11 protein-coding genes are annotated in these 11,769 nt (G+C 71.1%); 6 read left to right on the top strand and 5 right to left on the bottom strand.

Annotated features, from left to right (window positions below):
* The first annotated feature begins 21 nt into the window (after window positions 1-21).
* The 5 genes from mnmE to VQ02_RS32400 all read left to right on the top strand — a co-directional run bounded on the left by mnmE (window position 22) and on the right by VQ02_RS32400 (window position 5,720).
* Window positions 22-1,332 carry a tRNA uridine-5-carboxymethylaminomethyl(34) synthesis GTPase MnmE gene (gene mnmE, locus VQ02_RS32420; RefSeq protein WP_048448388.1) on the top strand — a complete coding sequence of 437 codons (1,311 nt, stop codon included), beginning with the start codon at window positions 22-24 and terminating at the stop codon, window positions 1,330-1,332.
* An 86-nt stretch (window positions 1,333-1,418) separates the two neighbouring features.
* A complete protein-coding gene (gene mnmG, locus VQ02_RS32415) occupies window positions 1,419-3,302 on the top strand; it encodes a tRNA uridine-5-carboxymethylaminomethyl(34) synthesis enzyme MnmG (protein WP_048448387.1) in 1,884 nt (627 codons plus the stop codon).
* A 5-nt stretch (window positions 3,303-3,307) separates the two neighbouring features.
* On the top strand, window positions 3,308-3,940 hold the full coding sequence (rsmG, locus tag VQ02_RS32410; protein WP_048448386.1) for a 16S rRNA (guanine(527)-N(7))-methyltransferase RsmG: 633 nt from the start codon (window positions 3,308-3,310) through the stop codon (window positions 3,938-3,940).
* Complete coding sequence (locus VQ02_RS32405) at window positions 3,937-4,785, top strand: ParA family protein (RefSeq protein ID WP_048448385.1); 849 nt, start codon at window positions 3,937-3,939, stop codon at window positions 4,783-4,785. The genes rsmG and VQ02_RS32405 overlap by 4 nt, the downstream gene beginning before the upstream one ends.
* 35 nt (window positions 4,786-4,820) lie before the next feature.
* Window positions 4,821-5,720, top strand: a complete 900-nt coding sequence (locus VQ02_RS32400) for a ParB/RepB/Spo0J family partition protein (RefSeq protein ID WP_048448389.1) — start codon at window positions 4,821-4,823, stop codon at window positions 5,718-5,720.
* A 41-nt stretch (window positions 5,721-5,761) separates the two neighbouring features.
* Here VQ02_RS32400 and holA read toward each other — a convergent pair whose 3' ends face one another.
* The 3 genes from holA to leuS all read right to left on the bottom strand — a co-directional run bounded on the left by holA (window position 5,762) and on the right by leuS (window position 10,158).
* Window positions 5,762-6,790 (bottom strand): DNA polymerase III subunit delta, encoded by a 1,029-nt coding sequence (gene holA / locus VQ02_RS32395; RefSeq protein WP_048448384.1) that lies wholly within the window; start codon window positions 6,788-6,790, stop codon window positions 5,762-5,764.
* 7 nt (window positions 6,791-6,797) lie between these two features.
* Window positions 6,798-7,334: an LPS assembly lipoprotein LptE gene (locus tag VQ02_RS32390; RefSeq protein WP_048448383.1), complete on the bottom strand. Its 537-nt coding sequence runs from the start codon at window positions 7,332-7,334 to the stop codon at window positions 6,798-6,800.
* A gap of 220 nt (window positions 7,335-7,554) precedes the next feature.
* A complete protein-coding gene (gene leuS, locus VQ02_RS32385) occupies window positions 7,555-10,158 on the bottom strand; it encodes a leucine--tRNA ligase (RefSeq protein ID WP_048448382.1) in 2,604 nt (867 codons plus the stop codon).
* A gap of 185 nt (window positions 10,159-10,343) precedes the next feature.
* Here leuS and VQ02_RS32380 point away from each other — a divergent pair, with 185 nt between their 5' ends.
* Window positions 10,344-11,027, top strand: a complete 684-nt coding sequence (locus tag VQ02_RS32380; protein WP_048448381.1) for a YggS family pyridoxal phosphate-dependent enzyme — start codon at window positions 10,344-10,346, stop codon at window positions 11,025-11,027.
* 28 nt (window positions 11,028-11,055) lie between these two features.
* Here VQ02_RS32380 and VQ02_RS32375 read toward each other — a convergent pair whose 3' ends face one another.
* Together VQ02_RS32375 and VQ02_RS32370 are read right to left on the bottom strand one after the other, a co-directional pair.
* The gene (locus VQ02_RS32375; protein WP_048448380.1) at window positions 11,056-11,256 is read right to left on the bottom strand and encodes a hypothetical protein; all 201 of its coding nucleotides are present in this window, start codon (window positions 11,254-11,256) and stop codon (window positions 11,056-11,058) included.
* A gap of 173 nt (window positions 11,257-11,429) precedes the next feature.
* The coding region (locus tag VQ02_RS32370; RefSeq protein ID WP_048448379.1) for a L,D-transpeptidase family protein at window positions 11,430-11,769 on the bottom strand (340 nt) is incomplete at its 5' end.

The raw sequence follows: 11,769 nt of genomic DNA, 5'->3' as shown, positions 1-11,769 counted from the left end.
CCTGCCCCGCGACCCCACCCGATGCTCTCCTCCCACACGATCTTCGCCCCCGCCACCGGTTACGGCCGCACGGCCGTCGCGGTCGTGCGGATCAGCGGCCCGCAGGCGGGACACGCCCTCTCGGCGCTGATCCGGGCGCCCCTGCCCCCGGCACGACGCCTGTCCCTGCGCACCTTGCGCGAGCCGAGCACCGGCGACCTCCTCGATCAGGCCCTGGTCGCCTGGCTGCCGGGCCCCGGCACGGCGACTGGTGAGGACATGGCGGAGCTACACCTTCATGGCGGCCCGGCGGTGCGGGCGGCAGTCCTGCGCAGCCTCGGCGGGATCCCCGGGCTCGCCCCGGCCGAGCCGGGCGCCTTCACCCGCCGCGCCTTCCTCAATGGCCGCATGGACCTGACGGCCGTCGAGGGCCTCGCCGACCTGATCGACGCCGAGACCGAGGCGCAGCGACGCCAGGCTTTGCGGCAGCTCGACGGTGCGCTCGGCCGGAAGGTCGAGGGCTGGCGCGCCGCCCTCCTCGATGTCCTGGCCGGCACCGAAGCCGCCCTCGACTTCGCCGACGAGGGCGACGTCGACGACGAGGCCCTGACCGGGGCCGGCCGCGCCGCTGCCGGTGAGGTTCGCGACGCCATCCGGGCCGCGCTCGCCGACGGCCGTCGGGGCGAGCGGCTGCGCGACGGCTTCACGGTGGTGCTCGCAGGCGCACCCAATGCCGGCAAGTCGACACTGCTCAACGCCCTCGCGCGGCGCGATGTCGCGATCGTCTCGGAGATCCCCGGGACGACCCGCGACGCCATCGAGGTGCGCTGCGACCTCGGCGGTCTGCCGGTGCTGCTGGTGGACACGGCCGGCCTGCGCGAGAGCGCCGACGCGATCGAGGCGGAGGGTGTGGCGCGCAGCCGCCGCCGCATGGATCAGGCCGATCTCGTGCTCTGGCTGCGCGAGCCCGGCGGCGTGGCGCCCCCTCCCCTCGCCGTGCCGGTCCTCACCGTGGCGACCAAGGCCGATCTGTCGGCTGAGCCGGTGGACGGTGTGGCGATCTCGGCGCGGACGGGTGCCGGCCTGGACACACTTCTGACGGAGATCGAGCATTTCGCGCAGGCCGCCCTCGGCACCGGCGATGCCCTGGTCACCCGTGAGCGCCAGCGGCTCGCCCTCGAGCGATGCCTGCACCACCTCGACCGCGTCGCCGTTCTCGGAGCCGGGCTGCCGGCCGAGCTGGTCGCAGAGGACCTGCGACTGGCGGTTCGCGCCCTCGGCGAGGTGGCGGGGCGCGTCGGCGTCGAGGAGATGCTGGACCGCCTCTTCGCGAGCTTCTGCATCGGCAAGTAGGTGCGAGCCGGCGACGTTTTCACGTGAAACGCGGTCGGGTCCAACAGCGCGATTGACGGAACCGCCGGCCGGCCCCTAATCACCCCATGCCAATCGAAGATTCTTCTGCCTTCGACGTGATCGTCGTCGGCGGCGGGCACGCGGGCGCCGAGGCGGCCGCGGCCGCCGCCCGCTACGGGGCCCGCACGGCCCTCGTCACCCATCGCCGCGACACGCTCGGGGCGATGTCCTGCAACCCGGCCATCGGCGGTCTCGGCAAGGGCCACCTCGTGCGCGAGGTCGACGCCCTCGATGGCTTGATGGGCCGGATCGCGGACCGGGCCGGCATCCAGTTCCGCCTGCTCAACCGCCGCAAGGGACCGGCGGTGCGCGGGCCGCGTACGCAGGCCGATCGCAAGCTCTATGCTCGCGCGATGCAGGCCGCGCTGAGCGACACGCCGAACCTGACGATCGTCGAGGGCGAGGTCGCTAATCTCACGGTCGTCGACGGACGGGTCGCGGGTGCCGTCCTCGCCGACGGCCGAAGCCTCCCCTGCCGCGCCGTGGTGCTCACGACCGGGACGTTCCTGCGCGGGCTGATCCATATCGGTGAGCACACCACGCCAGCGGGACGGATGGGCGAGGGTCCGGCGCTCGGTCTCTCGGCGACGCTCGACCGGCACGGCTTCGCCCTCGGTCGCCTGAAGACCGGGACGCCCCCGCGTCTCGACGGCCGCACCATCGACTGGCACGGCATCGACAAGCAGGCCGCCGACGACGATCCGGTGCCGTTCTCGACCCTGACCGAGCGGATCACCACGCCGCAGATCGAATGCGGCGTCACCCGCACCGGCCCGGCCGCCCACGACCTGATCCGGGCCAACCTGCACCGTTCGGCGATGTATTCCGGCGGCATCACCAGTCGCGGGCCGCGCTACTGCCCCTCCATCGAGGACAAGGTGGTGCGCTTCGGCGACCGCGACGGCCATCAGATCTTCCTGGAGCCGGAAGGCCTCGACGATCCCACGGTGTACCCGAACGGCATTTCCACCTCCCTGCCGGAGGCGGTGCAGCGCGACCTCGTGCGCCTGCTGCCCGGCTGCGAGAGGGTGACGGTGGTGCGGCCGGGCTATGCCATCGAGTACGACTACGTCGACCCGCGGGAACTCGACCCGACGCTGCAGACCCGCCGCATCGCTGGGCTGTTCCTGGCCGGGCAGATCAACGGTACCACCGGCTACGAGGAGGCGGCCGGACAGGGGCTGGTGGCCGGGCTTAATGCCGCCCGTCTTGCCGGCGATGCCGCATTGGCCGTGTTCGACCGCGCCGAGTCCTACATCGGCGTGATGATCGACGACCTCGTGACCCATGGGGTGAGCGAGCCGTACCGCATGTTCACCTCGCGGTCGGAGTACCGGCTCAGCCTGCGCGTCGACAACGCCGACGAACGCCTAACCGAACGCGGCATCGCCCTGGGCTGCGTCTCGACCGCCCGGGCGGCGCACGATGCAGGACGACGCGCAGCGCTGGACCATGCGCGCTGCGTGCTCGACACCCTCAGCCTCACGCCGAGCCAGGCCGAGCGGCACGGTATCACCCTCAACCGCGACGGCATCCGCCGGTCGGCGTTCCAGCTGCTCTCATATCCGGAGATCACTTGGGAGCGCCTCGCGGAGGTCTGGCCGCAGCTGCGGGACACTCCCCCTGCCCTCGCCGACCGGCTCTGCACGGACGCGACCTACGCGGTCTACCTCGACCGCCAGCGGGCTGACATCGCGGCGTTCCGGCGCGACGAGGCGGTGGCGCTGCCGGCGCTGCTCGATTACGGCAGCATCGCCGGGCTGTCGAACGAGTTGCGGCTAAAACTCGACAAGGTCCGGCCCCTCACCCTCGGCCAGGCCGCTCGCATCGAGGGTGTCACCCCGGCGGCCCTCACCCTGCTGGCGGCCCACGCCCGCCGCGGCACCCACGCCCAGGTTCCCGCCGAATGACTGCGATGCAAGCCGGCCGCGAGGCCGTTCTTCGCGAGGCCGCCGTTTCACGTGAAACAGCGGCCGCCCTCGACCTCTACGTCGCTCAGCTCACCCGCTGGCAATCGATCAAGAACCTTGTCGGCCCGTCGACCCTCGCGGAGGTCTGGAGCCGCCACATCGCCGATTCGCTCCAGCTCCTCGCCCTCGCGCCCGAGGCGACGCGCTGGCTCGACCTCGGCAGCGGCGCCGGCATTCCGGGCCTGATCCTCGCGATCGCCGGACGCGAGCGTTTGGGCTTCCAGGTCGATCTCGTCGAGAGCAACGGCCGCAAGGGCGCCTTCCTGCAGGAGACGGCCCGCCTCACCGGTGCGCCCGCCCGGATCCACGTCGCCCGGATCGAGGCGGTGATCGGGCGCTTCACTGATTCGCAGATCGTCACCGCCCGCGCCCTCGCGCCCCTGCCCCAGCTCCTGTCCTGGACCGAGCCGCTGTTGAAAAACGGCGCCACCGGGCTTTTTCCGAAAGGGCGTGATGTCTTAACCGAATTGACCGAGGCCGGGGAAAGGTGGAGATTCACCGCGGATCTGATCCCGAGCCGGACTGATTCTGAGGCCAGAATCGTCCGCGTCTCCAGCGTGAGCGGCCTTCTTTCATGATCGCGGAACCCCCCGAGGCGCAGGCGAGCGGCAGCCCGCGGCCCCTACGCATCATCGCGCTCGCCAACCAGAAGGGCGGCGTCGGCAAGACCACCACGGCGATCAACCTCGGCACCGCCCTGGCGGCGATCGGCGAGCACGTGCTGATCGTCGACCTCGACCCGCAGGGTAACGCCTCGACCGGTCTCGGCATCGACCGACGCCAGCGTCGCCTCTCGACCTACGACGTACTCGCCGGCGAGGCGGCCCTGGCGGAAGCGGTGCAGGTCACGGCGGTGCCGCGGCTGTCGCTGGTGCCCTCGACCATGGATCTCCTCGGCCTCGAGATGGCGATGGCGAGCGCGCCGGACCGGGCCCAACGCCTGCGTCGTGCCCTCGCGCCGCTCGACGAGGGCGACGGGCCGGAGGAGCGGCGCTTCACCTACGTGCTGATCGACTGCCCGCCATCCCTCAACCTGCTCACCCTCAATGCACTCGCGGCGGCGCACGCGGTGCTGGTGCCGCTGCAATGCGAGTTCTTCGCGCTGGAGGGCCTGAGCCAGCTCCTGCGCACCGTCGAGCAGGTCAAGGGCGCCCTCAACCCGCGCCTCGCGATCCAGGGTGTTGTGCTGACGATGTTCGACCCGCGCAACAACCTGTCGGCGCAGGTGGTGGCGGACGTGCGCGAGTTCATGGGCGACAAGGTCTACGAGACCATGATCCCCCGCAACGTGCGCGTCTCGGAGGCGCCCTCGCACGGCAAGCCGGTGCTGCTCTACGACCTCAAATGCGCCGGTTCGCAGGCCTACCTGCGCCTCGCCTCCGAGGTCATCCAGCGCGAAGGCCGCCTGCCGGCTGCCGCCTAGCTCAGCGTAACGGAGTTGATGAGAGGATGAAGGGCATGGCGGACGAGGGAGCGCGACCGCGCCTCGGGCGGGGTCTCGCGGCGCTGATCGGCGATTTCGGCGAGGAGACCCCAGCCGCGACCGAGAAGCCGAAGGCCGGCCAGCGGCGCGTGCCGATCGAGTTCCTGCGGCCGAATCCCCGCAACCCGCGCCGCCACTTCGCCGAGGTCGAGCTCGAGGAACTCTCGGCCTCGATCCGCACCCGCGGGGTGATCCAGCCGATCGTGGTCCGGGCCCTCGCCAACGTGCCGGACGCGTTCGAGATCGTCGCCGGCGAGCGGCGCTGGCGCGCCGCGCAGCGGGCCGGCCTGCACGAGGTGCCGGTGGTGGTCGTCGAGATCGACGACCGCACGTCGCTCGAATACGCCATCCTGGAGAACGTCCAGCGTGCGGACCTCAACGCCATCGAGGAGGCGGCGGGCTACGAGCGGCTGATGAGCGAGTTCCGCTACACCCAGACCGAACTCGCCGAGATCATCGGCAAGAGCCGCAGCCACCTCGCCAACACCCTACGACTGCTCCAGCTGCCGCCGGCCGTGCAGCAGCACGTCGTGGGCGGCAGCCTCACCGCCGGTCATGCCCGGGCGCTCCTCGCGGTCAAGGATCCGGAGGGCGTTGCCCGGAGGGTGATCGAGGATGGCATGACGGTGCGCGAGGTCGAGGCCCTGGCGGCCGGCGAGCAGACCGGCACCGGTCCCCGTCCGGGGCGCCCGCGCAAGGCCGCCGTCGAGAAGGATGCGGACACCCGCGCCCTCGAGCGCCGGCTCGAGGACGTCCTCGGGGTCGTGGTGTCGATCGAGGCGCGGGGAAGCGGCGGCGAGGTGCGCCTGCGCTACGCCAATCTCGACCAGCTCGACGGTCTGTGCCGTCGCCTGGAGTTGCAGATCGCGGAGTGACGGCGACGGCCGGGCGCAACGCGTCCGGCCGAGGGGTGGGTTCAGCCGCGCCGCGCGGCTTCGCTGGCAAGGCGCAGAAAGAGATCGGCCGCAACGGCGTGGGAGAAGTCGCCGCTAGCCCGGCGGGCGGCCAGCACCGCCTCCTGCAGCAGCGACACCGCCCGGCGCAGGCCCGCCGGGCTCCAGCGGGCAAGCTGCGTCTCCACGATCTTCTGGCGGCGGAAATGCAGGCCGCGCCAGCCCGCCACCATCGCACCCGGGCTCTTGCCCTCGCCGTCGAGACGGGTCGCCAGCAGCGTCAGCGCGTGCCGCAGGGCGGCACCCAGCATCACCGAGGCGTCCATGCCCTCGATCTGGAAGCGGCGATAGCTGCGCTCGGTCTCGGCCACACGGCCCGCGAAGGCGGCGTCGATTAGGGCATTGAGCACCGAGCCGGAGACGTCGCTGCCGATCGCCTCGACGTCATCGATCCCGACCTCGCCCTGGCCCCGGGCGTAGAGGGCGAGCTTCTCGATCTCGCCGAGGCTCGCCCGCCGGTCACCCCCGAGGCTGCCTGCGAGGAGATCACGCGCCTCGCGGGTGATGCGCAGGGAGTCGGCCCGCAGGGTGCGCTCGATCAGGTCGGCGAGGGTCCCGGCATCGTCCGGGTAGCAGGGAATCGCGAGCGCCCGGGGCGACCGCTCGCAGACGACCCGCAGGGGCGCCGTCTTGGCCAGATCGCCGGCCTCGACCACGATCCTCGTGTCGCCGCCCTCCTGCTTGAGGACGGCATCGACGGCCGGCGCGTAGTTGCGGCTGCCCGACCGGACCCAGACGGCGCGTTTGCCGCCGAACAGCCCGACCGTGCCGGCCTCGTCCATCAGGCGCCCGGGATCGCTCGCCAGCACGTCGCCGTCGAGCTTCACCAGCGCGAAGGGGTCGGAGGGATCGTCCACGGCCCGTTCGGCCAGCAGACGGGCACGCTCGGCGACCAGGCCGGTATCGGGTCCGTAGACCAGGATCACGGCGATGCGCGGATCGGGGCCGCGGCGCAGCAGCCCCTCGACCTCGCCGGCCTTGACGGCGGTCATGGCGCGCTCAGGGCTGGGTCGCCAGGATCGCGGCGACGCGGGTCTTGATCTGCTCGGACAGGAGCTTGGCCAGTCGGATCTCGGCGTCGCGGGCGGCGCGCAGGCTGGCGAAGCGCTGGGTCGAGCGGTCGTAGGTGGCGGTGCCCTGGGCCACTCCCTCGGTGATGATGCGGCTGCCGTCGAGGGTCGTGACCTTGTAGGCGGCGGTGCCGGCGAGGGTCGCGGATTCGGCCCGGCCGGTGACCGAGCTCACGATCGGGGTCTGCACCGTCTCGCTCGCCGTCAGGGCCAGGCGATACCGCTTCTCGGAGGGCTGGCCCGAACCGTCGAGGTCGAATACCAGCTCGCTGCGCAGGTAATGGCCGAGGCGCTCCTGCCCCTGGGCGGTCCGGGCTGGATCGACCTGGATGGAGGCGAGCACGGCGCTCAAGGGAGCGCCGGAGGCGGTCGGCCCGTAGAGCGGCCGGAAGCAGGCCGAGAGGCCGAGCGCCAGGGTGGCGACGAGAGTGAGGTTCCGCGCCGTCTTCGCCGTGCTGCCTGCCATGAAGGTCCGTCCTGCCACCGCTCGTCCCGTTACCGCTACGCTGACGACCTGCCAAGGGCTTTCGAAGCGCGCCTCGCAGGCATTCAGCGTAGGGGAGGGGACCTAACGAATCTCTGCGGCGACAGCAGGGCCGTGGCCGTTCGAGAGGCGCCGAAACGAAGAGGGGCCCGGGCGATCCCCAGATCGCCGGGCCCCACGTTTCGGTGATGATCGTCGCCGGTCACACGACGATGTTGACGATGCGCAGCGGCACCACGATCACCTTGCGTGGCGGCTTGCCCTCGAGGGCGCGCTGCACCGGCTCGAGCGCGAGCACCGCGGCCTCGACCGACGCAGCGTCGGCGTCCCGGGCGACGGTCACGTCGGCGCGCTTGCGGCCGTTGATCTGCACCGGCAAGGTCACGCTGTCCTCGACCAGCAGGTCGCGCCGGACCTCCGGCCACGGCGCCTCCGCCACCGGACCGTCCTGCCCGAGCGCCGTCCAGCAGGTCTCGGCGAGGTGCGGCATCATCGGGGCGATGAGCTGCACCAGGATCAGCGTGGCCTCGCGCAGAGCAGGGGAGGGAAGCCGGCCGCGCTCGGCATTCACCGCCTCCTGCAGGCTGTTCGCCAGCTCGTAGATGTGGGCGACGCAACGGTTGAAGCGCAGGCGCTCGATGTCGTCGCCGACCGCCGCCAGCGCCTTGTGGGCCGCCTTTAGTGCCGCCTCGCTGCCCGTCGCAGGTTCGGCGCCACCGATCGACGTCGTCGCCTCGGCGACTTCGCTCACCATGCGCCAGACGCGCTGGACGAAGCGCGACGCACCCTGCACGCCATCCTCGGTCCAGATCACGTCTCGCTCCGGCGGCGAGTCGGAGAGCATGAACCAGCGGGCGGTGTCGGCGCCGTACGAAGCGATGATGTCGTCGGGGTCGACGACGTTCTTCTTCGACTTCGACATCTTTTCGATCGCCCCGATGGCGATCGGAGCCTGGGTTTTCACGTGAAACGCCCGCCGGGCACCGTCCTCGGTCACGACCTTGACGTCGACCGGCTGCACCCAGGCACCGGCCTCGTCGCGGTAGGTCTCGTGGACGACCATGCCCTGCGTGAACAGGCCGGCGAAGGGCTCGTCGAGACCGGCCCAGCCGGTCTGGCGCATCGCCCGCATGAAGAAGCGCGAGTAGAGCAGATGCAGGATCGCGTGCTCGATGCCGCCGATATACTGGTCGACTGGCAGCCAGTGGTCGGCGACCGCCTTGTCGGTCGGAGCATCCTGGAGCCAGGGCGCGGTGAAGCGGGCGAAGTACCAGGACGAGTCGACGAAGGTGTCCATCGTGTCGGTCTCGCGACGGGCGGCCCCGCCGCAGGACGGGCACGGCACGTTGCGCCAGGCCGCATCGCGCTCCAGCGGATTGCCGGGCACGTCGAACGAGACCTCCTCCGGCAGCCGCACCGGCAGATCCTCCACCGGCACCGGCACCACGCCGCAGGCGTCGCAGTGGATCACCGGGATCGGGCAGCCCCAGTAGCGCTGGCGCGACACGCCCCAGTCACGCAGGCGGAACTGCACCCGGCGCCGCCCGACGGGCGCATCGCCGAGGCGCTCGGCCTCCAGCCGGTCGGCGACGGTCCTGAACGCCTCGTCGGTGCTCATCCCGTCGAGGAAGCGCGAGTTGATCATCCGGCCGTCGCCGTCATAGGCGGTGTCGGTGATGACGAAGGTGGACGGGTCCTGGTCCGGCGGGCACACGACCGGCGTGTTGCCGAGGCCGTACTTGTTGGCGAAGTCGAGGTCGCGCTGGTCGTGGGCCGGGCAGCCGAACACCGCGCCGGTGCCGTACTCCATCAGCACGAAGTTCGCGACGTAGACCGGCAGCAGCCAGGACGGGTCGAGAGGGTGGCGCACCTTCAGGCCGGTGTCGAAGCCGAGCTTCTCCGCCGTGTCGATCGCGGCCTGGGCGGTGCCCATGCGCCAGCACTCGGCGATGAAGTCCTGCAGCGCCGGATTGTCCGCCGCCACCGCGGCGGCGAGGGGATGGTCGGCGGCGACCGCCAGGAACTTGGCGCCGAACAGGGTGTCGGGCCGCGTGGTATAGACCGTCACCTCGGGGGCGGCGCCCTCGGGCGCGCGCTCCAGGGCGAAGCGCAGCTCCAACCCCTCGGAGCGGCCGATCCAGTTGCGCTGCATCAGCCGGACCTTCTCCGGCCAGCGCTCCAGGGTGTCGAGCCGGTCGTCCAGATCCTGGGCGAAATCGGTGATCTTGAAGAACCACTGGGTCAGCTCGCGCTGCTCGACCAGCGCGCCCGAGCGCCAGCCGCGGCCGTCGATCACCTGCTCGTTGGCGAGCACGGTGTGGTCGACCGGATCCCAGTTCACCTTGGCGGTGCGACGCGACACCAGCCCGGCCTGCAGGAAGTCCAGGAACATCCGCTGCTGGTGCTTGTAGTACTCCGGATCGCAGGTCGCGATCTCGCGGCTCCAGTCCAGCGACAGGCCCATCGACTGTAGCTGCGCCCGCATCGTCGCGATGTTGGCGTAGGTCCAGTCCCGCGGGTTGACCTTGTTCTGCATCGCGGCGTTCTCGGCCGGGAGCCCGAAGGCGTCCCAGCCCATCGGATGCAGGACGTTGAAGCCCTTCGCCCGCTTGTAGCGGGCCACCACGTCGCCCATGGCGTAGTTGCGCACGTGGCCCATGTGGATGCGCCCCGACGGATAGGGGAACATCTCGAGCACGTAGTATTTCGGGCGCGGATCGTCGTTGCGGGTGCGAAAAATCTCCCGCTCGGCCCACACCTGCTGCCAGTGGGGCTCGGAATCCTTCGCGTTGTAACGTTCGGCCATGGGCGGCGTCTTTGCGACCGGTCGGCGCCGGCGCCGTGAGCACCGGCGGCAGGGATGAGAGGAAAACGTCACGGCCGCAAACGGTTGAGCTTGATCGGCGCGGCGCCGGCGGACTAGGACACGGTTTGGTCCCGAGGGTCAACAATCAAGGGCGGGCGGCCGCGCCGCCTGAAAGGAAGCTGGTCATGATCGACCCGCAGACCGTCACGTCGAACCTGGCCGAGGTGCGGGACGAGATCGCCCGGGCCGCCCGGGACAATGAGCGCGATCCGGCCGATGTTGCCCTCATCGCCGTGTCGAAGACGATCCCCGCGGAGGGCATCGTGCCGGCGATCGCGGCAGGTCAGCGCCGCTTCGGCGAGAACTACGTGCAGGAGGCGCGTGCCAAGTGGCCCGCCCTGCGCGCGCAGCACCCGGACGTCGAGCTGCACCTGATCGGCCCGCTGCAATCGAACAAGGCCCGCGAGGCGGTCGAGCTGTTCGACGTGATCCACACCCTCGACCGCCCCTCCCTGGCGGCGGCGCTCGCGAAGGAGATCGCCCGCGCCAGCCGGCACCCGACCCTGCTGGTCCAGGTCAATACCGGGGAGGAGCCGCAGAAGGGCGGCGTCGCGCCGGGCGCGGTGGACGCCTTCCTGGCGGATTGCGCCGGCACGCACGGCCTCATGGTCTCGGGGCTGATGTGCATCCCGCCGCCGGAGGACCCGCCCTCAGCGCATTTCGGGCTGCTGGCGGCGATCGCCCGCCGCCATGCCCTGCCGATCCTGTCGATGGGGATGAGCGCCGACTATCCGGCGGCGATCCAGGCGGGGGCGACCCACGTGCGGGTCGGCAGTGCCATCTTCGGGGCGCGCCAGCCCAAGGCCTGATCCAGGCCAGGTTGGCGCGGGCCGGCTCTCAGTTGGCGTGCAGGCAGCGGATTTCCTCCCGCGCCTGCTCCAGGAAGCGGACGCGGTCCTCGTCCGTCAGCAGCACGGGGGAGTTCGGCATTCCGTCGCGGTAGCGGACGGTGCCGTCCCACAGGGTGCCCCGCGGGCCTTCCGCCGCATGGATCTGTCGAGCCCTAACGATCTCGGTCGCGGTGTAGGCGTCGAGCATGCGTCTCTCCCTGCGTCCGATATGGTTTTTGTGTGGCAGGTGGACCGTACAAGATGTTTTCGGCGCGCGCGAGTGTGGCAGCGTTACCAAAATAAAAGATGTTTTTGTGCTCCGCACCATCGGCCGACGAGGGAAATCTCATCCGTCGACCGCGAGATCGAAGGAAACCTTTCTCAGATCGTCAGGCGGGTGGCGGGCCCGAGGCGGCGCAGGAGCCGGACCAGGTCGGGGCGGCGCAGGGCGACGCAACCCTCGGTCGGCCGGAAGCCCGGGCGGGCGACATGCAGGAAGATGGCGCTGCCGCGGCCGCGGCGGATCGGGCCGCGATTGTAGTCGAGGTCGATCACCAGGTCGTAGAGCCCGTCGTCGCGCCACAGCCGCTCGGCGCTGATGCCGGGGGCCGGCAGGGTCAGCGGCTGGTTGTAGCGCCGGTCGCGCGGGTCGTCGCACCAACCGTCGTCGGGGCGGATGGGGCGCAAGGGGAGGGGGGTCGCGGGCCGGCGCCCGAGGCGG

The organism is Methylobacterium variabile, from assembly GCF_001043975.1.
Lineage (GTDB): Bacteria > Pseudomonadota > Alphaproteobacteria > Rhizobiales > Beijerinckiaceae > Methylobacterium > Methylobacterium variabile.
This window is presented reverse-complemented; position numbering and strand designations above follow the sequence as displayed.